21 protein-coding genes are annotated in these 22773 nt (G+C 44.3%); 12 read left to right on the forward strand and 9 right to left on the reverse strand.

Annotation, left to right across the window (positions count from 1 at the left end; all coding sequences use genetic code 11):
* Nucleotides 1-300 carry an ArsR/SmtB family transcription factor gene (locus QE417_RS23260; protein ID WP_311954394.1) on the reverse strand — a complete coding sequence of 100 codons (300 nt, stop codon included), beginning with the start codon at nt 298-300 and terminating at the stop codon, nt 1-3.
* Between the two features lie 179 nt (nt 301-479).
* Between QE417_RS23260 and QE417_RS23265 the strand changes: the two genes are divergently transcribed.
* The 6 genes from QE417_RS23265 to QE417_RS23290 all read left to right on the forward strand — a co-directional run bounded on the left by QE417_RS23265 (nt 480) and on the right by QE417_RS23290 (nt 7798).
* Entirely contained in the window at nt 480-1553 is a 1074-nt protein-coding gene (locus QE417_RS23265; protein WP_311954397.1) for an AI-2E family transporter, read from the forward strand.
* 96 nt (nt 1554-1649) lie between these two features.
* Nucleotides 1650-2531: an SDR family oxidoreductase gene (locus tag QE417_RS23270; RefSeq protein WP_311954400.1), complete on the forward strand. Its 882-nt coding sequence runs from the start codon at nt 1650-1652 to the stop codon at nt 2529-2531.
* Between the two features lie 156 nt (nt 2532-2687).
* Nucleotides 2688-3497, forward strand: a complete 810-nt coding sequence (locus QE417_RS23275; RefSeq protein ID WP_311954403.1) for an AraC family transcriptional regulator — start codon at nt 2688-2690, stop codon at nt 3495-3497.
* 65 nt (nt 3498-3562) lie between these two features.
* A complete protein-coding gene (locus tag QE417_RS23280) occupies nt 3563-5704 on the forward strand; it encodes a tetratricopeptide repeat-containing sensor histidine kinase (RefSeq protein ID WP_311954406.1) in 2142 nt (713 codons plus the stop codon).
* 238 nt (nt 5705-5942) lie between these two features.
* Entirely contained in the window at nt 5943-7250 is a 1308-nt protein-coding gene (locus QE417_RS23285) for a DEAD/DEAH box helicase (protein WP_311954410.1), read from the forward strand.
* Nucleotides 7251-7336: 86 nt separating this feature from the next.
* A complete protein-coding gene (locus QE417_RS23290; RefSeq protein WP_311954412.1) occupies nt 7337-7798 on the forward strand; it encodes a hypothetical protein in 462 nt (153 codons plus the stop codon).
* Nucleotides 7799-7851: 53 nt separating this feature from the next.
* Here the strand turns inward: QE417_RS23290 and QE417_RS23295 are convergent, their stop codons facing one another.
* From QE417_RS23295 to QE417_RS23310, 4 genes are all read right to left on the reverse strand, one after another.
* Entirely contained in the window at nt 7852-8328 is a 477-nt protein-coding gene (locus tag QE417_RS23295; RefSeq protein WP_311954415.1) for a VOC family protein, read from the reverse strand.
* 181 nt (nt 8329-8509) lie between these two features.
* Nucleotides 8510-9610, reverse strand: coding sequence for a signal peptidase I (gene lepB, locus QE417_RS23300; protein WP_311954418.1), 1101 nt, complete (start codon nt 9608-9610; stop codon nt 8510-8512).
* Between the two features lie 98 nt (nt 9611-9708).
* Complete coding sequence (locus tag QE417_RS23305) at nt 9709-10305, reverse strand: alpha-ketoglutarate-dependent dioxygenase AlkB family protein (protein ID WP_311954421.1); 597 nt, start codon at nt 10303-10305, stop codon at nt 9709-9711.
* A gap of 23 nt (nt 10306-10328) precedes the next feature.
* Nucleotides 10329-11183, reverse strand: a complete 855-nt coding sequence (locus tag QE417_RS23310) for a bifunctional helix-turn-helix domain-containing protein/methylated-DNA--[protein]-cysteine S-methyltransferase (RefSeq protein ID WP_311954425.1) — start codon at nt 11181-11183, stop codon at nt 10329-10331.
* A 283-nt stretch (nt 11184-11466) separates the two neighbouring features.
* On the opposite strand from QE417_RS23310, the gene QE417_RS23315 reads away from it, so the two are divergent.
* Nucleotides 11467-12051 (forward strand): riboflavin synthase, encoded by a 585-nt coding sequence (locus tag QE417_RS23315; RefSeq protein WP_311954431.1) that lies wholly within the window; start codon nt 11467-11469, stop codon nt 12049-12051.
* On the opposite strand, the gene QE417_RS23320 is transcribed toward QE417_RS23315, so the two are convergent.
* A complete protein-coding gene (locus QE417_RS23320) occupies nt 12048-13202 on the reverse strand; it encodes a tetratricopeptide repeat protein (protein ID WP_311954434.1) in 1155 nt (384 codons plus the stop codon). The two genes, QE417_RS23315 and QE417_RS23320, sit on opposite strands and share 4 nt — an antisense overlap.
* Before the next feature lie 100 nt (nt 13203-13302).
* Between QE417_RS23320 and QE417_RS23325 the strand changes: the two genes are divergently transcribed.
* The 4 genes from QE417_RS23325 to QE417_RS23340 all read left to right on the forward strand — a co-directional run bounded on the left by QE417_RS23325 (nt 13303) and on the right by QE417_RS23340 (nt 15689).
* Nucleotides 13303-13593: a hypothetical protein gene (locus QE417_RS23325; RefSeq protein WP_311954696.1), complete on the forward strand. Its 291-nt coding sequence runs from the start codon at nt 13303-13305 to the stop codon at nt 13591-13593.
* 103 nt (nt 13594-13696) lie between these two features.
* Nucleotides 13697-14473 (forward strand): exodeoxyribonuclease III, encoded by a 777-nt coding sequence (gene xth, locus QE417_RS23330; protein ID WP_311954437.1) that lies wholly within the window; start codon nt 13697-13699, stop codon nt 14471-14473.
* Nucleotides 14474-14522: 49 nt separating this feature from the next.
* Nucleotides 14523-15146: a hypothetical protein gene (locus QE417_RS23335; RefSeq protein WP_311954440.1), complete on the forward strand. Its 624-nt coding sequence runs from the start codon at nt 14523-14525 to the stop codon at nt 15144-15146.
* A 39-nt stretch (nt 15147-15185) separates the two neighbouring features.
* Nucleotides 15186-15689, forward strand: a complete 504-nt coding sequence (locus QE417_RS23340) for a DMP19 family protein (protein ID WP_311954443.1) — start codon at nt 15186-15188, stop codon at nt 15687-15689.
* A 55-nt stretch (nt 15690-15744) separates the two neighbouring features.
* Here the strand turns inward: QE417_RS23340 and hscA are convergent, their stop codons facing one another.
* On the reverse strand, nt 15745-17604 hold the full coding sequence (gene hscA, locus QE417_RS23345) for a Fe-S protein assembly chaperone HscA (RefSeq protein ID WP_311954446.1): 1860 nt from the start codon (nt 17602-17604) through the stop codon (nt 15745-15747).
* 388 nt (nt 17605-17992) lie between these two features.
* On the opposite strand from hscA, the gene QE417_RS23350 reads away from it, so the two are divergent.
* Nucleotides 17993-20827, forward strand: coding sequence for a hypothetical protein (locus QE417_RS23350; protein WP_311954448.1), 2835 nt, complete (start codon nt 17993-17995; stop codon nt 20825-20827).
* On the opposite strand, the gene QE417_RS23355 is transcribed toward QE417_RS23350, so the two are convergent.
* Together QE417_RS23355 and QE417_RS23360 are read right to left on the reverse strand one after the other, a co-directional pair.
* The gene (locus tag QE417_RS23355) at nt 20795-21583 is read right to left on the reverse strand and encodes a copper homeostasis protein CutC (RefSeq protein WP_311954452.1); all 789 of its coding nucleotides are present in this window, start codon (nt 21581-21583) and stop codon (nt 20795-20797) included. The genes QE417_RS23350 and QE417_RS23355 overlap by 33 nt on opposite strands.
* A gap of 89 nt (nt 21584-21672) precedes the next feature.
* Nucleotides 21673-22680, reverse strand: coding sequence for a N(4)-(beta-N-acetylglucosaminyl)-L-asparaginase (locus QE417_RS23360; RefSeq protein WP_311954455.1), 1008 nt, complete (start codon nt 22678-22680; stop codon nt 21673-21675).
* Nucleotides 22681-22773: the final 93 nt, after the last annotated feature.

A 22773-nucleotide genomic window follows, 5' to 3' on the forward strand; every position in this document is an offset into this window, starting at 1 on the left:
TTAAATTTCGTTATCAAAAAACTGGCTCAAGGCAGCAAAAGCTTCCTCATTGCGGCGGTAATAGGTCCATTGCCCGGCACGGGTGGCGGTAATAAGTCCCGCACGTTGCAGGGTAGACAGGTATTCAGATACTGTTGATTGCGTAACACCCGCCTTAGCCTGTATTTGCCCCACACAAACCCCATGCTCATAGCCATTGTGTGCCTGGTCCGGAAAGCTCATTTCAGGGGTTTTGAGCCATTGTAAAATTTGTAACCGGGTTTTGTTTGAAAGCGCTTTAAAAATTTCTACCTGATTCATAGTGCAAATATATATCGGAAATTCCCGATATGTCAATATGGAATTTGAGAGATGACATTATCATGAAGAGAGGAGTTAGGTTGGCGGTTGGAGATATAACAGATAACTTGCTTAGTTCAATCGGTAAAACATTTAAGTTGTAAAACTGTAATTACGGTATCTTTTCTGCATAGCTACCCATGATCAACAAAAGCAAAACTGAGCAAACTACTCAAAAGGAGTTAACCTATATTCAAAAAGTATGGCAAACCGTTGCCATAATAGCCCTGCTGGTTATCATTATACTTATTGCCCGTGTAGCATTTAACCTGCTGCTCATGATACTTTGCGGCGCGCTCATATCTGTGTACTTTCATGGCCTGGGCGATTTGGTAGAGCGTAACACGAGGTTAACGCGCAAGTGGGCTATGTTAATTTCGGTAGGGGGTACGTTTGCCTTGCTGGGTTTATCATTGTGGTTTATGGGCACCAAAATTGCCACACAGGTATCTGAGTTGAGTGATACGCTGCCACACACCATCAGCAACTTTCAAACTAAACTGGGCGAAAACCCGTTAGGACGCAAAGTGCTTGAGTATTTTAATGGCCGCAACAGCAACCAAAAAATGATGGATACGGCACAAACGTTCTTCAGCACCAGTTTTGGTGTGTTGGGCAACATGTATATCATTATGTTTTTAGGCATATTTTTCAGCATTAACCCATCAATATATAAAGACGGTATTTTACTGCTGCTGCCCGAAAATAAGAAGTTTATGGGCTTATATGTAATTAACCGCATCAGCCTGTCGCTTAAAGGGTGGTTAAAAGGCACTTTGCTGGCCACAGTATTGGTAACCGTAATACTCACGATCGGGTTAAGCTACATGAATATACCTGTGGCGTTAGTACTGGCGCTCATAGCCGGAACACTTCGTATTATACCCAATTTTGGTACCGCTGCCGCCATGATACCGGGCGTGTTGCTGGCACTAACCATAAGCACCAATACGGCTATTATTGTAACGCTTATGTACATTGTAACACAAACCATTGTGGGTAATGTAATAACACCCATCATTCAAAATAAGCTCATTAACATGCCACCGGCGTTAACCATCATCAGCCAGATATTGATGGGGACGCTCTCGGGGGCTTTAGGTATTATACTGGCCGTTCCACTGCTGGCTATAGTGATGATATTGGTTGATGAATTGTACGTAAAGCCTATGCGTGCCAAAGCTAACCAGGTTGCGGTAGATAAAATGTTATAGTTTTTTGAGCTTTTGAACAAAGCAGGTTGAGCCTTACAACAAAACGTTAGTGCGTTGATGAGGCTACCTTTGTATCATAACAAAAGCAAGAAAACAATGACAAAAGTATGGTTTATAACAGGCAGTTCCCGCGGATTGGGACGCAGCCTTACCGAAGCTGTTTTGGCATCGGGCGATAAAGTAGCTGCCACAGCACGCAACATAAATACACTCGACGATTTAGCGGCGCAATACCCGAATCAGCTTAAAGTAATAGCTTTAGATGTTACCGATTATGATGCCGTGCATAAGGCAGTAACCGATACCGTGGCGTATTTTGGCCAGATAGACGTGCTGGTGAATAATGCCGGTTTTGGTATAACCGGCGCAGCAGAAGCTTTTACCAACGAGCAGGTGCGCAGCCAGATAGAAACCAATTTGTATGCCCCAATTGAAATTACCCGTGCAGTATTGCCTTACATGCGCAAACAACGCTCGGGCCGTATACTGCAAATAAGCTCGATAGGTGGCCGGGTGGGTAACCCGGGCGTTTCTGTATACCAGGCTGCCAAGTTTGGTTTAGCCGGTTTTAGCGAGGCGCTGGCCAAAGAGGTTGCGCCCTTAGGTATATTAGTTACCTGCGTTGAACCGGGCGGTTTTCGTACCGATTGGGCGGGCGACTCGATGAGCTACGCCCCCGATGTAGAGGGTTACGAAGAAACAGTAGCCGTACGCGCTAATTACTTCAAGAGCGGCAGCTTTAAGCCCGTAGGCGACCCCGATAAAGCCGCAAAAGTAATGGTTGAACTTGCCGCTAACCCCGAGCCACCCATACACCTTGTATTAGGCAGCGAAGCCATAGGCATGCTCAAAATGGCTAATGAAACCCGCCATGCAGAGACGGAAAAATGGCTTAACGTAAGCGTATCAACCGATCATGATGATGCCGAAAACTTCTTTGAATCGGAAATGGGTAAAAAGTTTTTTGCGAAGAAGTAAAAGCGTAAAGTTGGATATTCCCTCTTGAGAGGCGCAGGGGTGTGTGATTCGAGTATGCAAAGTTGGCGAATGATACACCCCTGTCATTTTTTCCAACTAACCGCCCCCTCAAATGGGGGAGTTAAAAAGCCGCGTTATAATTAATACATTTGAATTATGCCAGTTCATTTACTTGGTCAAAAGCCTCATATACTGTACTCCTGTTATACCTACCGCAGCGGTGAGGGTGAGCAGTTTATACCAGAGCATATATTCAGTTATATATTATCGGGTACACAGCAAATGCATGTGGGCGGCAAGAATTATGATTTTAAAGAGGGCGATTTTCGCTTCTTTCGTAAAAATCAATTGTGCCGGTTTGTAAAGCAGCCACCACCGGGTGGCGAGTTTAAATCGTTAAGCGTATACATGGATAAGCATATTTTGCAGGAAATAAGCGCCGAACTTGATATTCATCCTGATAAAACCTACACCGGTGATGCGGCCGTATTACTCAAACCCAACCCATTGCTGCAGGGGTACGCCAACTCATTAAGCCCGTACATGGATGCCGAACAAAACATAAGCCCGGCCTTGAGCAGGCATAAGGTTAAAGAGTGTGTGATGCTATTGCTGCAAACCAATGCCGCATTAAAGGATGCACTTTTTGACTTTAGCGAACCTGGCAAGATTGATTTGGAAGCTTATATGAATGCCAACTACCGCTATAACGTTGATATAAGCAGGTTTGCTTACCTTACCGGCCGCAGCCTGGCCACTTTTAAGCGCGATTTTACCCGTGTCTTTAATTCCACACCCAACAAATGGCTCCAGCAAAAGCGTTTAACTGATGCCTATTATTTAATTAAAGAGAAGGGGCACCGTGTATCAGATGTGTACATGGAGGTGGGGTTTAAAGACTTCTCGCACTTTTCTTTTGCGTTTAAAAAAGCCTTTGGTATGGCACCTTCGGCTATTATTAATTAGTATAATAACTATTTTCATAATATTTTCGTAAAAGGCGGCAATACCTTTATATTTGGTAACCCCCTATGTTCAATTTAAACGCTGTTAAATCCTTTACCGGGAGCGTAGTGTATGCCTGTACGCTATGTTTGGTGGTGTTTGCTGCTCCAGTGTTTGCCCAAAAACAAAAGGTCGATTCGCTGGAGAATCTGCTTAAAAAATCCATGCCCGATAGCGCGCGCCTGCGTTTGCTGCAACAAGTAACTGAAGCATATTCATCGGTCGATCCAAAAAAGAAATTTTACTACGCTAACATTTACAAACAGTTGGCCAATAAGCTTGGCAACCATGAAGCCGTGGCCGATTCATATGTAAACATGGGCATTTCATACGGTATTCAAAGCCGTTTGGATAGTGCTTTGTATTATTTTGATGTTGCTTATACCGAATCGGCTAAAATTAAATACCAGCTGGGCATGGGCCGTAGCCTGGCCTGTTTGGCATATGCTTATGACAGGCTGGATGATGAGCAGGAGTCTATTAAGTATAATATCAAGGCTTTAAACGTTTATAAAAAAATAAAATACACCCGTGGTATTAACCAATGCCTGGTCAATATCGGCTCTATATATTACGAGATGAAGCAGTATGGCCTTGCCGAAAGCTATTTTCAGCAGGCACTTAAAAGTTATACTGCCGCTAATGATAACGCCGGAGTTGGCAGTGCCTTGTATGAATTAGGCAATTGTTACCAGGTTACCGGGCAGTTTACCAAAGCCCTTTCGCACCTCAACAAAAGCTTAGAAATACGCGAGGGGGTAGGTGATATTAATGGCGGCTCGTTATCGCGTAAGGGGTTAGGTAGGTTATATTATCGTAAAAAGGAATATAACGAGGCTATAAAGCACTTTAATATTGCCGTAAACGGCTTCCGCACCCTGCATGATAAGTTTGAAGAAGCTACCACACACACCATGCTGGCCGATGTTTACCTGGCCACTCAAGACGATGCACATGCCGAAGAACATGCTCTGGTAGCCTTAAACCTGGCTCAGGCTGCGCAATCAAAAATAGCACTGTCGGATGCGTTGCAAAAGCTGGTAATGGTTTACAAAATGCGTAAACAGGTGGATATAGCTTTTGATTATCAATCGCGCTATGTGGCCAACCTGGATAGCATTAGGGCCGATAATGCGCTCAAAAATGTAACCTTGGGTGAGTTTAACCGCATCCGTTTAGAGAATGCCGAACTAACCAAAGATAATCACATCATTGCCCGTCAAAATACCGATTATGTTGCCCGTATTAATAATTATGGCAGCGTGCTGATTATTGTAGTAGTTATACTGGCGCTGGTGGTTTTGCTATTATTTATTCAGTACAAGCGTAATCTCGAAAAGCAGGCCGCCAACAAACTGCTCACTCAACAAAAATACGAAATCGCCTTGATCAATAGCGAACTTGAAGCAGTGAACCATGAGCTTAGTGCACAAATGGATCTCAGTCACCGCCAAAATGTGGAGTTGGGGCGCCTTAACGATGTGAAAAATAAGTTTTTCTCCATCGTATCGCATGATTTACGTAGCCCTTTGAGCACTTTACAATCGCTGTTCAGCATTTATCATGATGGCGATATTGGCGAGAAAGAACTGGGCGAAATGTTGGTTAAACTCGAAGACACGATATTAACTACCGGTAATTTTCTGGACAATTTGCTTGAATGGTCGAAAAGTCAGTTTGATGGTATTAAAATTACCCCGGTTAATTTTAACGTTGCCGATTGTATTAACGAGAACATCTGTTTATACGATACTAAGATCGCTTTAAAAAATCTTCAAGTTGTTAATGAAGTAGTTCAACCGGTATGCATTTATGCCGACAGGAACATGATAAGCCTGGTTATACGCAACCTGCTTTCTAACAGTATCAAATTTTGTAATCCTACTAACAGTATTACCTTTAGTGCCGAAGTTCACGACGAAAGGGTACTCATAAGCATAACCGATACCGGGCGCGGCATGAGCGAAGCAGAACAGGATAAGGTATTTAATCTTGATCATACCCTAACCACCGGCACCCAGGGCGAAAAAGGAAACCACCTTGGCCTCATCTTATGCCGTGATATGGTCATGCAAAACAAAGGCATCATTTGGTTTGAAAGTAAGGAAGGTGTGGGTACTACGTTTTGGATAGATTTGCCTGCGGCAGCGCTCGAGCAACAAGCATGATAGATTTCCCCTCTTGAGAGGGGGCGCGTTAGGCGAGAGCGGTAGCAGGGGTGTGTCCTCCGCTTGCATGGTCTACTTCTGAATTTAAATGATACACACCTGCACCCCCTCTCTAAAGGAGAATCGCACATTCCATTGCTCTTAAAAGCTAAAAAACACCCCCTCCAAAACTTTCTCCTCACCATCCCAACTAAAAACGGTAATTTTGCTTTCTTTTTTTATAAGCAAGAGATAACGAATGGCCTGGGCAGAAAAACTCAAACTCAAAAAAGGATTGGTGCGTGCTTTAACCGAAGCAGGTTTTAACGGACCAACCGAGATACAGCAAAAAACTTTGTCGCGCATAGCAGGCGGACAAGACATAATTGCCATAGGCCCTAACGGTTGCGGTAAAACCACTACATATATAATGGGTGCTTTAAGCCGGTTTACCTATGCAGCCGATGGGGTTACCCGCGTGCTGATATTAGTGCCCGACCGCGAAGCAGTAGAAGCAGTTATCGAACGTTTTAATCAACTCAATACCAACAAATCCATCCGTTTAGTTGGCTTGTACCCTGCACCCGGTACCGAAGCCCAGATGGATGATATGGCCGAAGGTGCCGACATTGTGGTGGCCACGCCCGACCGTGCCCGTGCCATATACCTTAAATTGGGGCTTAACCTCAACACGGTTGAACTGCTGGTGATTGATGATGCCGACCTGATCGTAAAACAGGGCCTTCAACTGCCCGTAAACGAACTGGCGGCCAGCATTCAAAAAGGACAGCACCTGGTGTTTACCGAGGTTATGCACGATAAGCTCGACCGGATGATAAGCACCTTTATGCGCCAGCCGGCAACCATTGAGGTTGAAGAGATAGGGGAGCCTGCTTTTGATACCATTGACCAGCTGCTGTACCACGTACCCAACTTTGGCACCAAACTTAATTTGTTGCGCCTGTTTATGCAGGATGAAGAGTTGTTTACCAAAACCATAGTGTTTGTAAATACCCGCCCAACTGCCGAAAAATTGTATAAAACCTTACAAAACCGCAATAATAACATTGTGGCTATATTTAGCCCCTGGTTTTTTGAGTGGACGGGCTTTTCATCTGTTGAAGATTTTATGGCCGATGAAACCGTTCGTACCTTAATAGTGGTGAATGAGGATGTAGGCGAGCTGCCTTTGCAGGACGTACCGTTTTTGTTGCATTTTGAGTTGCCGGCAGATGTAGAAACCTATGTAACCCGCGTTAAAAGCGATGCCCACAAGCCTGATGCCGAAACCATGGCACTAACCTTTGTTACTGACTTGGAGTTGAACGGCGTGCGCAAAATAGAGCAAGCTACCGGTCACAAAATTCAGGTTGGCGATTTGCCCGAAGATCTGGTTATAGAAAAGGAACGCAAAAAACTATCGGAAGAAGAGAAAGAAGCCAAAACCCAGACCGAAGAACCCGAGCGCGGAGCTGCTTTCCACGAAAAGAAAGCCAAGAACTCGAAGAATTATAACTACAGTTCGGGTGAAAAGGCTAAAATGACGAAGAAAAAAAAATATGGGTGATAGCTGTTTTAAATTATCTAAAATTTAATATTATACAACTGTAGCAGTATTTGTTTTTATTACGTACAGTAATATAAATATATATAATGATGAAAATAACGCCTAACCTACGCAAGCATGCATTACAATTTTTGGTATGCACTGCATTGTCTCTCACCCTGTTCTCTTGCAAAAAAGACAAAAACCCATCAAGCACAATTTTGGGAGAGTGGTATGAAAAATTGCCAGCAAGTACCGAAAGACATATTCATTTTTATGGCGACAGCGTAAAATTTTTGATAATTGATTATTCAAAGCCTGCAGTTACACCTACAACTGAACTAAAAGGTACTTTTATTGTAAAGGGTGATCATTTAAATATTAATATTACAGAAACGGTTAGCAGGGAAAATAATAAAGTTATTTCGAGAGCACCGTTTACAGGTAAAATATATGAAAATGCTACTTTTACGGTAAATGATGATAAGCTTACTTTAAACTACACAAGTTATCCTGCTGATGCACCAGTTGCAAGCACCACAATATTCAAAAGGATATTGCCTGATTAAATTCATAAAATAACAAGCCCGGTAACACACCGGGCTTGTTATTTTATGAATACCTATGCTTCGTCATAAGCTTTTTGCAGCGATGGTATGTCCAGCTTTATCATTTTCATCATGGCCTGCATGGCAGCATTTGCTTTCTTTTGATTAGGATCGCTGATGAGTTTAGGCAAGATGGTGGGCGTAATTTGCCAGCTGATGCTGTATTTATCGGTAAGCCAGCCGCAAGCCATTGATTGGCCGCCTTCGAGCAAATTGTCCCAATAATGGTCAACTTCTTCCTGGGTATCGCAGTTTACTACAAATGATACTGATGGGGTTGATTTGTATTGCGTGTTGCCGTTAAGCGTAACAAAGTGCGTTCCGTTCAACGTAAATTCAACGGTAAGCACGGCACCACCTTCCAAACCCGGAATACCCTCGGGCGTACGTGTTACTTTTTTAATTTCGGCATCTTTAAATATCGATACATAAAAATTGGCAGCTTCTTCGGCCTCGGTATTAAACCATAAAAATGTGGTGAGCGGATGCATAGTGTTTTTTCCTTTCGTTTTTAATTGATATAAAACAAAGGTATAGCATGCCGCGAATGTTTGTATGGTGCAATACCGACATTGTAAGGGGGCTAAAGCGGCAACGCAAATGCTGGCTGTGAGGACACAGCCAATGGCGGGGGAGTGTCCTATATTAACGGCCTTACCCTAAACAAGCATGTTACTTAATCAATTTCAATATCCTATTCCACCTGATGTGGTTTAAACCAGTTTGCGTGCTGTCCACACTTAGCCAGGTTATGGCGGCTTTACCTACAATATGATCTTCGGGCACAAAGCCCCACGAGCGCGAGTCGGCGGAGTTGTGGCGATTGTCGCCCATCATCCAGTAGTAGTTTAGTTTGAATGTATAGTTGTTTGATTTAGTTCCGTTTATAAAATATTGATTGTTTGCTTGTGTCAGTTTGGCATGTTCATAATTAGTTATAGCTGATCCGTAAAGTGCCACTGTAGAATCGTTTAATGCAATGGTATAACCCTGTTTAGGCAAGGTGAGTGGGCCATAATTATCGTTGTTCCATTTAAATATAGGGCTGTGCGGATATATGCCTGCATCATACTTACCCTTAGGTTCAATGATGGGCTCGGCCGAAATAATGTTCGAATAGCCCTTGATGTTTTTATAACTATTGGCATTCATCATCATCACATACGCGTTAGCCGAGTACTGGCCCGCTACCTCAATTTGCAAATCATGCAGGGTTTGAGGGCTCAAATAGCTGCCGTCGGTTTTGACAAGGTATGAGGTTTGCTGCCTAAACTCGTTACGGGCGGCTTTGCCATTTACGTAAACTTGTCCGTTTACAATGCTTAACACATCGCCGGGTAAGCCCTGGCAGCGTTTAATGTAGTGTGTGCGCATGTCAATGGGGTGGGTGCCGGCTTCGGGCGGGTAATTGAATACTACTACATCGCCACGCTTAACTTCCGTAAACCCGGGCAACCTGAAATATGGTAGCTGTATACCATCCCAATAGGTTTTGATATGCCCGCCTCCAACAGTCGATTCCAGGAAGGGGATAGATACCGGTGTGATGGGCATACGCGGACCATAATTCAATTTACTTACAAACAAATAATCACCGGTTAGCAGGCTGCCTTCCATTGACCCTGATGGGATGGCAAAGGCCGTAAACACCAATCCGCGTATAATGGTTGACACCACAAGGGCAAATAAAAATGCATCTGCCCATTCGCGAAGCTTACTTTTTTTAGTTTCAGCTTTACTTTGCTTATTTGTGTTTAATAAATTGAATTTCATGCTGGTAAGGTTTTTAATGATAATATGTGCAAAAGAAAAATTCAGGTTGATATTACTATTTAGAGTGTATCAAATCATTAAATGTTACAAGTTAATAGTTAAACCAGCATGTTGCGAAATGTAAGGTTAACCCGCGGCCGGGTAACTTGCGTGGTTTTAGGAAGGCTGTGCAACCAATGCGTTTGCGTAGTACCCTGCATCACCAATAAACTTCCGTTTTGTAGAAAGACCGATGTGTTGTATTTAGTTTGCCGGTGTTTAAAGGCAAACTTACGTTCGGTACCTAATGTTAAAGAGGCAATGGTGCTATCGCGCCCCAACGCTTTTTCATCGTCGCTATGCCAGCCCATACCTTCGTTACCATCGTGGTATAAGTTTAACAAACAGGAATTAAATGAAGTATGAGTGTGTTGTTCTACCAATACTTTAAGTTGAAGTAACTCTGTAGTCCATGGCAAAGCATGCTTGGTGGTGTTGGAGTAAGTGTACGAATAGTCGTTGTTACCATACCAGGCCACCATACGTTTGGTAATAATATGCCTGCCAAAAATTACAGCCTCATCATTTTTCCATTCAATGGTTTGCAATAAGGTATTGAGATAATCATCGGCCTCGGTGGGGTTGAGTATGGGACCATGGTAAATGGCTTCGCCATCGTAAGGCAATAGATTGGCAGATGTATTGAATAGATTCATGGAATTTACTGAATGGGTATAAATTAGATTGCCGCAGCCAATGCTTTAGATGCTTCCCAACCTATCATGGCATTTTTGCGGGTACTGCCCCAGTGGTACTGCCCAATTTCGCCGGTTGAGCGTATTACCCGGTGACAAGGGATAAGGAAAGCTACCGGGTTATCGCCCACGGCCGTACCTACAGCCCTGCTGGCATTGGGGCTGTTTAAACCGGCTGCTAACCGGCCATAGGTGGTTAAGCCGCCAACAGGTATCTTCAACAAAGTTTCCCAAACTTTGAGCTGAAATGGCGTGCCTTTGAGGTGTAGTTTTATTTCGTTTAGGCGGCTCCAGTCTTGCGTAAATATAAACAGGGCATTTTGTTGTGCCTGGTCGGTAAGTTGCTGGTAGGTGGCGTTAGGAAGGCGGTGTTGAAGTTTCATAAACGCCTCTTGCTCCGGTTCATCGGCAAAGGCCATGTAGCAAATACCTTTTGGGGTTGATGCCACCAGCAAGTTGCCAAAAGGCGTTTGTACAAAGCTGTAATTAATGTGCAGTTGCTCGCCGCCGTTCTTGTATTCGCCGGGTGTCATACCTTCAATTTTAACAAACAGGTCGTGCAGGCGGCCGGTGCCCGATAGGCCGGTTTCATAAGCTGCGTCGAATAATGAGGCTTGCTTATCGGTCAGTATGCTTTTGGCGTGTTCAATGCTCAGGTATTTTAAAAACTGCTTGGGCGATACCCCTGCCCAATCCGTAAACATGCGCTGAAAATGAAACGGACTCAGGTTTACATGTGCCGCAACATCATCCAGCGTAGGTTGGGTTTTGTAATTAAGCTTTAAAAACTCAATAGCACTGGCAATCCTTTTATAATCTAACTCGTTCTGCGTTTCCATTATCAATCATCATTTAAACAAAGGTACCTTGCCGTTGTGCGTGTACAAACCCGTTTCTTGCTAAGTTAAAACTACCGATAATGATTTACAACTGATAAATGGAGGGAAGATTATACTTAGTTTTGACGAGAATTAATAACCCACCTGTCATTTCGAGGTACGAGAAATCTTTTCGACCGGATACGCTTGTCGCTCTGAGAAGATTTCTCTCTATCGTTCGAAATGACAGCCGTGAATAACTATTTAACACAAAATACTCCCCCTTTAGGGGGTTGGGGGGCATATGTTTACCGGAATTATAGAAACTTTAGGCCGCGTTGCCGATTTACAGCACGAAGGCAGCAACGTGCATATTACTGTGGAAAGCAATATTGCGCACGAATTGAAGATAGATCAATCGGTAGCGCATAATGGCGTTTGCCTTACTGTGGTTGCCGTGGCCGATGGTCGCCATACGGTCACCGCTATTGAAGAAACGCTCAACAAATCGAACATAGGCCATTTGCAGGTAGGCGATTTGGTAAACCTCGAACGCTGCATGCAAATGAATGCCCGCCTTGACGGTCATATTGTGCAAGGCCACGTTGACCAAACCGCCGTATGTACCGGCTATAAAGAGCTTGACGGCAGTTGGGAATATACATTTACCTACGATACCTCAAACGGCAATGTAACGGTTGAAAAAGGCTCGATATGCGTTAATGGTATCAGCTTAACGGTTGTAAACTCGCAAGCCAATAGCTTTTCGGTGGCCATTATACCTTACACGCACGAGCACACCAATTTGCAAAATGTTAAACAAGGCTCAGTGGTAAACCTCGAATTTGATATTATTGGCAAGTACGTGGCGCGATTGATGCAGCGTTAATTTTTAGCGGTTGTTAGCGCGCCTATGCGGGTTTTGGTATAATCAACATATACCTGTTGCAGTGCCGGCGGGTTGGTAGCCAGGTATTTTTTATAATACTTTACGGCTTTGGCTTTATCTTTCAGGTCGCTGTCGTATAGCGTAGCCAATGAGTAGAGCAGGAGCGGACGTTCGGCAAATTGCAAGCCCTTTTGATAGTTAATCTCGGCCTTTTTAAAGCGCTGGGTTTCCTGGTAGGTACCCGCTATTTCGCCATAATAAGTTGCCACGCCCGATGATATGCCATCGTTAACAGCTTTATCCAAACAATCGAGGGCTTTGCTGTACTTTTTAAGTGCCTTATAGCTCAGTCCCATGTAATAAAATGAGGTTTCATTTTGCTGGATGCCGGGCATTGCCGCCAGTACTTCGAGGCAGCAGGTATAGTTTTTTACTTTGTAATAAGCCTGTCCTAACTTCATCGAGGTAGGAAAACTGCCATCGCCCAGTTGCAATAACTGCATGCCGGTTTTAATTGCTTCGGGCCATTTTGATTGGGCATGGGTGAGTCTTAACAAGCTTTGCAGCAGCACCACATTTTGCGAGTCGGCGGCTATGGCTTTGTTTAAAACGTTTTCGGCTTCATTGAATTTTTTGTGGCTAACGTAATCGTTACTCAGGTCTGATGCCACGTCGGCATCTTCGGGGTTGAGCTGGTTGGCCTTTACCAGCGCTTTTACATAGCCTATGCTGTCGCCCGTAAAAGTGCAAATACGTGCCAGTTGTGAGTAAACATAAAAGTTAGTGCTGTCAACCTTTATAATGCGTTGGTAATAATCGTTAGCTTTTTTGTAGTTGCTTCGACGCAAATTTATTCCCGCCAAGCTGTTGATTACGGATAGTTTGGTACTGTCGATATTAAACAGGCGCTGATAGTAGTTTTCGGCATCACTTAGCTTGCCCGCCATTTGCGAAGCATAGGCCAGGCGCGATAGGGCGGTAATATCGGTAACAGGTTCAATATAAGCTCCTCTGAGGTAGTTGGCCGCCTCCAAAAATTTTTGATTTTGATAGTATTCGAGTAACTGTGTTTCGTTGATGGTTTGGCTGTAAGCACGGCCAATCAGCAGCGATAGCAAGGTTAGCAGAAAGGTGGTTAAGGTAGTCCTCATAGGTCAGATTTGTAACAACTAAATTATTAGTTATTAATTATAAATCAAACTTTTTTTGAAAATGATTGCTATTAGTATCGAAACCAATCTTGAAAACAACATGGATAAGATAAAAAAATCAGAATTGATGGAGAAAATTGTTCACGAGTTGGAAGACTTAAGGAACAGTTTTCAGGCTGTAATACAAAAGTTAGGTAAAATTGAGGTTGATAACATTGACCTGGGTAACAAAAGACTGGAGAAAGACCTGCCCGACATGCACCAGCGTGTAGCCGATAACCTCGACAACATTGCCTCAATTCTGGACGACTTTGCCAGCGAAACGGATGAGTTCAACAACAAGAACAACATTCAGGCACTCAAAGAGCAGGAAGCTATTAATAATCTGTAATAAGATAATTTTTAAATGGGAAGCCCTCAGTAATGAGGGCTTTTTTTGTGCTTAGCGAAGGGCATTCGTTTAAAATGATATTGCATTTTAGTAACATTGAATAATGAAAATTGCTACCTATAATGTTAACGGTGTAAACGGCCGCTTACCCGTACTGCTCCGCTGGCTGGCCGAAGAACAGCCAGATGTAGTTTGCTTGCAGGAACTCAAAGCCCCGCAAGAGAAATTCCCCCAACAGGCTATTATTGATGCCGGTTACAATGCCATATGGCACGGCCAAAAAAGCTGGAACGGGGTAGCCATTCTGGCCCGGGGTATGGAAATACAGGAAGTAAGCAGAGGCCTGCCCGGTGATGATGAAGATACCCAAAGCCGGTACATTGAAGCCGTGGTTAACGGTATTTTAATAGGAGGGCTATACTTGCCCAACGGCAACCCCGCACCCGGACCGAAGTTTGATTACAAGCTGAGTTGGTTTGAACGCCTACACAAACATGCTGCCCGACTGGTTGAACTTGATATACCCGTAATACTCACCGGCGACTTTAACGTAATGCCAACCGAGCAAGACGTGTACAAGCCCGAACGCTGGGTTGACGATGCCCTGTTCCGCCCCGAAACACGAGACGCTTTTCATAAACTGATTGCCCAAGGCTGGACGGATGCTATACGCAAGCTGTATCCCACTGAAACTATTTATACCTTTTGGGACTACTTCCGCAATGCTTATGGCCGTGATGCCGGGCTACGCATCGACCATTTCCTGCTCAATCCTAAAATAGCCGACCGCCTTAAAAGCGCCGGTGTGGACCGTCACGTACGCGGCTGGGAAAAAACGAGCGATCATGCGCCGGTGTGGATAGAATTAGCTGAAAAGTAATTTTAGCTAACATCAGTGCGTTTGTATTGTTATATTTTCATCAATACTTATGAGATACTTGCTCACCGTTTTTTTTATCCTGTTGTGCGTAAGTGCATTTGCGCAATCTGACTGGCTTACGTTGCGCGAAGACACCACGCTTAAAAATAAATACAGCTATGCCTTCGTGAACCACAAGGGCGATACTGTGCTACGGCTCGATACCGCTAAATATACTGTTTGCTTTACCGACACTATGCAGCACTTTGCTGTGGTAGGTTTTAAAAAAAAGCACGGCTGGTTTGCTATTGATCGCAACGAAAAAGTGCTTTTTGAGGTATACAACGCCAGTAGAGGCGAACCATCGCCCGATGAACTGCGTGAAGGTTTGATACGCATAGTGGATAACAAAGGCAGAATAGGCTTTGCCAATGCCCGGGGACAAGTAGTAATTATGCAGCAATTTGAAGCCGCAACCAGTTTTTACCGAGGCAAAGCCATAGTTGGTAAATCCTGTAGAGAAGTGCTATGGGGCGGCAATGCGCATGCTCATGATGGCGATAAACATTACACCATCGACTGCAAGCAAGCGGGCTACATCAATAAAAAAGGCCAGGTGCTTAAAATGGGGAACTTTACCTTTGAGCAAATGCAAAAGCAAATAGGATGGAAATCGGAGTTTGATGTGATGTAGAATCGCTGTTATTTTCAAATAATTATAATACAAAGAAGCATGAGTACAAACAAACTCAACGGCCTTACGGCAGGAATGATAGATTCAATTTCTGACGATGATTTGCCATTTGATATTTTTGAAAAAATATGTAATGCAATGCCGCAAGACCTCGATGAAGAGATCGCGGTTGCGGCTTTAAATCCTCCTTGCCAAGACTTGTATTTAATTTTTGTGTTCGAAGGGCAGGTAAATAATGGAGGCTTCAATCAATACTATTACAATACTGAGGGCAAGTTTTACAAGCTACTTCCCGAAGCATTAAGAAGAATAGGAGCTGGCTTATTTGCCGATTTAACGCAGCAAGCTAACCGTGTTTATGAAGCTAATTATCATCAAATAAATAAATTTAATGACGGTACTTTAGAAGGGTTTAGCAAGTCTTATGATAATAATCCGCTGAATGAGTTTGATGACAAATTTTATGATCTGTATAGCGAAGAAGATTTGCAGCAATTACAGGCGAACTATATCCGAATAAATAAGCACAATTTTGTCGACTAACAAAAAAGCGCTTACATATTGGTAAACGCTTTTTGTAAAATTTTTTTGCATTGCGTTATTCATCCACACTCTTACCCTTCATCGCTGTACTAATAGCCTGATCCATTACGCGTTCGGCGTAGGGGCGGGTGAGTTCGTTCAGTTCGTCTACTTTTTTCAGGATGAGGTCTTTGTCGCCGCTGGTGAGGGCTGCTTTAAGGGCTTCTACATATTGATGGGTGCTGGCTACTTCGGCTACGCTTAATAGTGCGCCGTGTTTCTCAACAAAGCGTTCGGCGGTGTATACCATTTGCTCGCCTTCGGTACGGGCTTCAATCAGCATACGCTGGGCTACGTCGTCTTTAGCGTGGGTAATACTGTCCATTAGCATTTGCTCAACTTGTTCATCATTAATGCCATAAGCGGGGGTAACCTCAACTTCCTGTTTCGTTCCCGAGCGTAGCTCAATAGCTTGTACTTTCAAGATACCATCGGCATTTAGCAAAAAGTTAATATCAACCTTAGGGAAACCTGCAGGCATAGCGGGGATGCCTTTCAAATCAAATTCGGCCAGTTTACGGTTTTCTTTCACTAAGTCGCGTTCGCCCTGGTAAACGGAGATTTTCATGTTTATCTGTCCGTCAACCGAGGTTGTATATTGGCGACCAGCCTTAGTAGGTACTTTAGAGTTGCGCGGAATAATTACATCCATCAACCCGCCCATAGTTTCAATACCTAACGATAGCGGGGTAACATCCAGCAGTAAAATATCCTTACGGTTACCGGCCAAAACATCGGCTTGTATGGCAGCGCCCAAGGCAACAACCTCGTCAGGGTTCACATCATCATGTATAGGCCTGCCAAAATACTCGGCCACACGGCGTTTAACCAGCGCTGTACGGGTCGATCCTCCAACCATAACTACCTCGTTAATATCAGTGGTTGTTAAACCGGCATCTTTAAGGGCATTGGCGCAGGCGGTAATGGTTTGCTCAACTTTAAGGGTAATCAGTTCTTCAAAAGTTGTGCGGTCGAGCGTGCACCATATTTCGCCTATCTTTTCGTTAAACAAACTTTGGTGGGCAAAGGCTTTCTTGGCTTCTTCGGCCTTTAAGCGCAATTCCTGCATCAGCTCGCGGTTTTCGGCAAGTTCGGTACGGTTAAGCTGATTCTTTTCTATCCAGTACTCTAAAATGGCGCGGTCAAAATCATCGCCGCCTAAAAAGGTATCGCCATTGGTGGCCAATACCTCAAAAATTCCGTTCTGTATTTGCAGTATCGATACATCAAAAGTACCGCCGCCCAAATCGTATACCGCAATGGTTTTGGTTTCTTCGGGGTTGAGGCCTATGCCGTAGGCTAAGCTGGCGGCAGTGGGTTCGTTTACAATGCGCAATACATCTAAACCAGCCAGTTTACCGGCATCACGTGTGGCCTGGCGCTGCGAATCATTAAAATAAGCAGGTACGGTAATTACCGCGCGATTAACCGGCGTTTTAAGTGCATGTTCGGCACGCTCTTTCAGTTCTTTAAGGATGAGTCCGGAAAGTTCGATAGGGGTGTAAAAGCGGTCGCCCACCTTCACTTTTACCAGGCTCTCGGTATTATCATCAATAACCTTGTATGAAAAAAAGTCTTTATAATTGGCAATATCGCCGTAAGAGCGGCCCAGCAAACGCTTAACCGAAAATATGGTGTTTTGCGGATCGGTAAGCAGGTAGTTTTTGGCTTCGTTACCTACAGTGATGCCTCCGGTTGGGTCAAAGTGCACAACTGATGGTACCAGCACACCTTTACCGGCATCGTTTATCACCTGCGGGTTTTTGTCGGGGTTAATAAAGGCAACCAATGAGTTGGTGGTACCTAAATCTATACCTACAATAATTTCTTCTTTTTGTATTGAACCTGTTGCCAGGTTAATAGAAACTTTAGCCATAATACTTGCTTAAACGAGCGGCAAATGTAGGTAGTTTTACGGTAAGGCTTGTCATGCTTGTGTGGCTTTTTGATTTCGAAATTCGAATGTTCAATTTCGAGTTTATGAAAGTTTGGGCAGGGGATTTAAATTCCCCCTCTTGAGAGGGGGCGCGTAGGAAAAAGTGGTGGCAGGGGTGTGTCATCCCACTTGCCGGGTACAACCAATTCATACAGCCAAATTTCGAAATTGAATATTCGAAACGGCGAAGCCCTTTTGAAAACCTTTGAAGAAAAATCAAATATCTGAAAAATTCGAAATCAAATCAGCCAAACCCGGTTTAATACACTTTTTGTATCGATGAGTACCCATTGCGTTAATCACAAATTCTATTTAATTTCAACGCATAATGATTAAACCTAAGTTTTGCAGCCTTGCCGTGGTGGGCCTGGTATTGATGGCGTTGGGAGCAAATGCACAGCAATTTGGCGGCAACCCGCCATCCATTAAATGGAAGCAAGTCAATGATTCGGCCGCGCGGGTAATTTACCCCGTTGGCATGGATTCGGTGGCAAGGCGGTTGGCTGGTATTATCAACCATATCAACCACATTACAAGGCCTACCATTGGTTTCAAGCAAAACAAGGTGAATATTGTGCTGCAAAACCAGTTGATTACCACCAACGGTTATGTGGGTTTGGCACCTTTCCGTAGCGAGTTTTATTTGGTGCCTGCACAAAATAGTTTCTCCTTAGGTAGCCTGCCCGTGGGCGATCAGTTGGCTGTGCACGAGTTCAGGCACGTGCAGCAGTACAACAACTCTGTGGTGGGTTTAACGGCTTTTTTAAAGGCCATTTTTGGCGAGGGCGGGCAGGCATTAGCTTATGGCATAGCCGTACCCAACTGGTTTGCCGAGGGCGATGCCGTGTATAACGAAACTTATATGACCAACCAGGGTCGTGGCCGGTTGCCTTATTTTTTTAACGGTTACCGCAGCTTATGGGCGGCCGGTAAAAACTACAGTTGGATGAAGTTGCGCAACGGCTCATACCGTGATTATACACCCGATTGGTACCCCATGGGTTATATGCTGATAGCTTACGGCAGAGAAAATTATGGTAACGATGTATGGCGCAAAGTAAACCATGATGCTGCCGCTTATCGCTCGCTGTTTTACCCTTTTCAAAGTGCGGTAAAACGTAACACGGGCAAGAGCTATACCGATTTCCGTAACGCCGCGCTCACTCATTTTAAACAGCAATTGCTAACACCCGAATTACAAGCAGGTACCAAACAGTATAGAAGCAATCGGCATTTCATCGGCAACCAGGAGTTCCCGGTGTATGTAAACGATAGCACCATCATCTACCGCAAATCATCGTACCAACAACGGGCAACCTTTATGATGAAGGCAGGTAATACCGAAAGGAAGATACGCCTGGCCGATTTTACAGTTGATGGTTATTTTAATTACAACAACGGTCAAATTGTGTACGCATCGCGCCGCCCCGACCCCCGCTGGACTTACCGCGAATATAACGAGCTCAAAATTGTGGACGTAAAAACCGGCAGCCAGCACGGGCTTACCCACAAAACCAAATACTTTGCCCCGGCCTTTAACATTGATAACAGCCGTATAGTAGCTGTTGATGTGCAACCATCGGGCAAATACGCGCTTCATATTTTAAATGCTACCGATGGAAAACTGATTAAAGAAGTACCTAACCCGGGGGGCTTGTTTTATACCTACCCTAAGTTCTACAACGAAAAGGAAATCGTGACGGCGATACGCAAGCCATCGGGCAGTATGAGTATTGCACTGGTTGATGTAGAAACCGGCAAGGTCAACGAATTAACTCCCGAAGGTATTGCGCCTAAAGCCTTCCCGGTGGTACAAAAAGACACGGTTTACTTTACCGGAACATCGGGTATGGATGATAAGCTGTTTGCCGTGAGTGTGCCTGATAAAAAGGTGTTCGAGTTACAGGGCGATTCGTTGCGGAATTATATAGGGAATTACCAACCCGCCATCGGCACTAATAAACTGGCCTGGACGAGCTTCAGCGCGTATGGTTATCAGTTGCACGAGGCCAATAAATCTGGTTTGCAGTTTAAGCCGGTAACGGTTGTGCCTCAACTGCCCGAATTTAATATTGCCTCGTTAAAACAAGAACCGGGTGCCAACTTAATGGCTTCAACAATACCGGCCACAACAGATGCAAAAAAATATCCGAAGTTTACGCATCCGTTTAACTTTCATAGCCTGGTACCTTACTTTGATGATCCTGATTATACGTTTTCCCTTATGGGCGAAAACATACTCAATACCCTGCAAACCGATCTTTCTTTTGGCTATAACCGCAACGAAGGTTATAAACAATTCAGTTTCAATACCATTTACGGTGCGTTCTTTCCGTACCTGTTTGGCCGGGTTGATTACACGCTCGACCGTCGCGATTATGGTTTTGATGCTAACCGCAATATAGTTGAAGTAAACTGGAACGAAACCAAATTGCAAACTGGTATACAAGTGCCCCTGTTATTTGCCGGTGGCCGTAACTACACCCGCTTAACCTTTACCAGCAGCATCAACTATAGTATTAATGATGTTAAGCAACAGGCTTTCAAAAATGCGCTGCCTAACAATACTTACTTAAATAACTCGGTTACATTCAGTAATCAAATAGCTAAACCTTACCAGTTAATTAACCCGCAGTTGGCGCAAAACATTACGCTAAGCTACCGCAACACAATCAATAGCTTAAATGCGCATCAATTCCTTGCATCGGGTACATTTTATTTCCCGGGATTGATTTCAACGCATAGTTTGGTGTTTAATGTTGCTCATCAGCGGCGCGACAGGGCTTACAGTTTGTTCTCCAACCAACTGCCGTTTTCGCGCGGTTATACGGCCGATAATTTGTATCGTTTATACAAAGTAGGGGTTAACTATCATTTCCCGGTGGCTTACCCCGATGCGGGCGTGGGCAATTTGGTGTACCTGATGCGCTTACGCGGAAACGTGTTTTATGATTATACCCACGGAACCGATTTTTACCGCAACGGCACCACGTTTAAAGCCGATTTTAGGTCCGTTGGGGCCGAGTTATATTTTGATACACAATGGTTTAACCAAAGCGCTATCACCTTTGGTATACGCTATACACGCCTGCTCGATAATGATATATTTGGCGGTAACGGCCGCGACAGGTTAACTTTGATATTGCCCTTGAGTATCTTTTAATAATGGATACGGCTCATTAGCTTTTTGAATAATGGTACGTACACGTTCGGTATCGGTTTCGTCAATGTCGTAATCTTTGCCTACGCTGCGGCCTAAAAGTATGTTCTCGTTCATAAACTCCATGCCTGTTTTACGAATTTTTCGGGCTGATGAATGAATTTCGGTTGCACCGGTAAAATGCACAAGGTCGTTCACGTTATACTCGCTTACACCTCCGCCGGGCATAATACATATACGGCCATTGGCCTTTTGTATTAACTGAGCTATTTTGCTGGCTCCTTCAATGGCTGTGGTTTTACCGCCCGAAGTTAAAATGCAGTCAAAACCCATGTCAATAATCTCTTCCAGGGCATGAAACATATCGGCACATAAATCAAACGCGCGATGAAAAGTGGCTTTCATACCCGCTCGCTTTGCCATTTGAACAAGTTCGGTGCAGCGCTTTTTATCAATAGTGCCATTGGCATGCAATATGCCCGTAACTATGGCATGGCAACCCAATTGAGCAGCCATTTCCAGGTTAGCTTTCATTACATCGTACTCCGCGTCCGAATACAGGAAATCGCCGGTGCGGGGCCTTAACAGCACATACACCGGAATATCAATTTTACTTAATGTAACCTTTATTTGTCCGTAAGATGGGGTGGTGCCCCCTTCGTGCAGGTTATCGCAAAGTTCTATGCGGGTGGCGCCGCCTTTTTGGGCCGCAATGGCCGATTCAACAGAGTTGGCACAAACCTCAAGAGCTATATTCATGACTGAAAAAGTCGATAGTTAAATTATTAGTTGCTGTAATACAATTGCTTACGTTAAATGTAGTATAAATTAATAAACTAAGCAAAAGTTTAGTAATAACATTTGCCGTCAATTAGCAAATCTTGGCTGGTGTTGTTACATACCGCAAAATTAAACCCCTTTTGCAGGGCAAATGCGCCGTATTCACCTTTTTTGTTGATGGCTAAAAAGCCAACCTGAATTTCTTTGGCTATTTCGGGCTTCTTTTTAACTATGCGCATTACAGCTTCTTTACAGGCTGCCTCGGGCGTGTAGCCTTGTCGCATCAGTTCCACCACTAAAAAGCTGCCTACATTGCGTATCACTTCTTCGCCTACGCCGGTTGCGGTTGCGCCGCCCACCTCGTTATCAACGTACAAACCCGCGCCAATAATAGGGCTGTCGCCCACACGGCCATGCATTTTAAAGGCCATACCGCTGGTGGTACACGCGCCCGATATATTGCCCTGTGCGTCAATGGCCAGCATACCAATGGTATCGTGGTTATACTCGTTGCCGGGCAGCCCCTTTTTATTTTCGATGTTGATTACCGGTTTATACTCGGCCTTTTTCAGCCATTCCTTCCATGCTTTTTCGGAGCTGGGCAGCAATAATTTTTCTCTTTTGAAGCCTTGCTCAACCGCAAATTGCGTAGCGCCCTCGCCAACCAGCATTACGTGCGGGGTTTTTTCCATTACCAAACGGGCTATACTTATAGGGTGGGCTATGTACTCCATAGCCGCAACCGATCCGCAATTGCCCTTATCGTCCATAATACAGGCATCAAGCGTAACATGACCGTCGCGGTCGGGGTAGCCAGAGCGGCCTACTGTATGGTTGTTTAAATCGGCCTCGGGTATTTTAACGCCGGCTTCAACCGCATCAACCGCACGCCCGCCTTTAACAAGCGTTTTCCATGCTTCCTGGTTGGCCTGTACCCCAAAGCCCCATGTTGAAATAACAATGGGCAGGTTACCGGCTTGCGGCGCAGTTAGGGTTTTAGCAACAACATTTTTTGAAACCAAGGAAACCGAAGCACCGGCAGCCGAAAGCTTAATGAATTTACGACGATTGTACATGTATGTGGTAGCGTGTTAGTATATCTTGTAATAATAGCAAAATGTTGGCCTGTGCGATTCCTCTTTTTAGAGAGGTGTAGGGGTGTGTCCTTT

Origin of the sequence: Mucilaginibacter terrae (genome assembly GCF_031951985.1) — a bacterium.
In the GTDB taxonomy this organism is placed as follows: domain Bacteria; phylum Bacteroidota; class Bacteroidia; order Sphingobacteriales; family Sphingobacteriaceae; genus Mucilaginibacter; species Mucilaginibacter terrae_A.

Excerpts from the sequence above, each read along its gene's own strand:
- lepB (WP_311954418.1), bottom strand. The coding sequence starts at position 9,610 with ATGAAATTCAATTTATTAAACACAAATAAGCAAAGTAAAGCTGAAACT.
- QE417_RS23265 (WP_311954397.1), top strand. The coding sequence starts at position 480 with ATGATCAACAAAAGCAAAACTGAGCAAACTACTCAAAAGGAGTTAACC.
- QE417_RS23285 (WP_311954410.1), top strand. The coding sequence starts at position 5,943 with ATGGCCTGGGCAGAAAAACTCAAACTCAAAAAAGGATTGGTGCGTGCT.
- QE417_RS23280 (WP_311954406.1), top strand. The coding sequence starts at position 3,563 with ATGTTCAATTTAAACGCTGTTAAATCCTTTACCGGGAGCGTAGTGTAT.
- QE417_RS23340 (WP_311954443.1), top strand. The coding sequence starts at position 15,186 with ATGAGTACAAACAAACTCAACGGCCTTACGGCAGGAATGATAGATTCA.
- QE417_RS23275 (WP_311954403.1), top strand. The coding sequence starts at position 2,688 with ATGCCAGTTCATTTACTTGGTCAAAAGCCTCATATACTGTACTCCTGT.
- QE417_RS23335 (WP_311954440.1), top strand. The coding sequence starts at position 14,523 with ATGAGATACTTGCTCACCGTTTTTTTTATCCTGTTGTGCGTAAGTGCA.
- QE417_RS23320 (WP_311954434.1), bottom strand. The coding sequence starts at position 13,202 with ATGAGGACTACCTTAACCACCTTTCTGCTAACCTTGCTATCGCTGCTG.
- QE417_RS23350 (WP_311954448.1), top strand. The coding sequence starts at position 17,993 with ATGATTAAACCTAAGTTTTGCAGCCTTGCCGTGGTGGGCCTGGTATTG.
- xth (WP_311954437.1), top strand. The coding sequence starts at position 13,697 with ATGAAAATTGCTACCTATAATGTTAACGGTGTAAACGGCCGCTTACCC.
- hscA (WP_311954446.1), bottom strand. The coding sequence starts at position 17,604 with ATGGCTAAAGTTTCTATTAACCTGGCAACAGGTTCAATACAAAAAGAA.
- QE417_RS23355 (WP_311954452.1), bottom strand. The coding sequence starts at position 21,583 with ATGAATATAGCTCTTGAGGTTTGTGCCAACTCTGTTGAATCGGCCATT.
- QE417_RS23305 (WP_311954421.1), bottom strand. The coding sequence starts at position 10,305 with ATGAATCTATTCAATACATCTGCCAATCTATTGCCTTACGATGGCGAA.
- QE417_RS23295 (WP_311954415.1), bottom strand. The coding sequence starts at position 8,328 with ATGCATCCGCTCACCACATTTTTATGGTTTAATACCGAGGCCGAAGAA.
- QE417_RS23310 (WP_311954425.1), bottom strand. The coding sequence starts at position 11,183 with ATGGAAACGCAGAACGAGTTAGATTATAAAAGGATTGCCAGTGCTATT.
- QE417_RS23270 (WP_311954400.1), top strand. The coding sequence starts at position 1,650 with ATGACAAAAGTATGGTTTATAACAGGCAGTTCCCGCGGATTGGGACGC.
- QE417_RS23360 (WP_311954455.1), bottom strand. The coding sequence starts at position 22,680 with ATGTACAATCGTCGTAAATTCATTAAGCTTTCGGCTGCCGGTGCTTCG.
- QE417_RS23290 (WP_311954412.1), top strand. The coding sequence starts at position 7,337 with ATGATGAAAATAACGCCTAACCTACGCAAGCATGCATTACAATTTTTG.
- QE417_RS23325 (WP_311954696.1), top strand. The coding sequence starts at position 13,303 with ATGGATAAGATAAAAAAATCAGAATTGATGGAGAAAATTGTTCACGAG.
- QE417_RS23315 (WP_311954431.1), top strand. The coding sequence starts at position 11,467 with ATGTTTACCGGAATTATAGAAACTTTAGGCCGCGTTGCCGATTTACAG.
- QE417_RS23260 (WP_311954394.1), bottom strand. The coding sequence starts at position 300 with ATGAATCAGGTAGAAATTTTTAAAGCGCTTTCAAACAAAACCCGGTTA.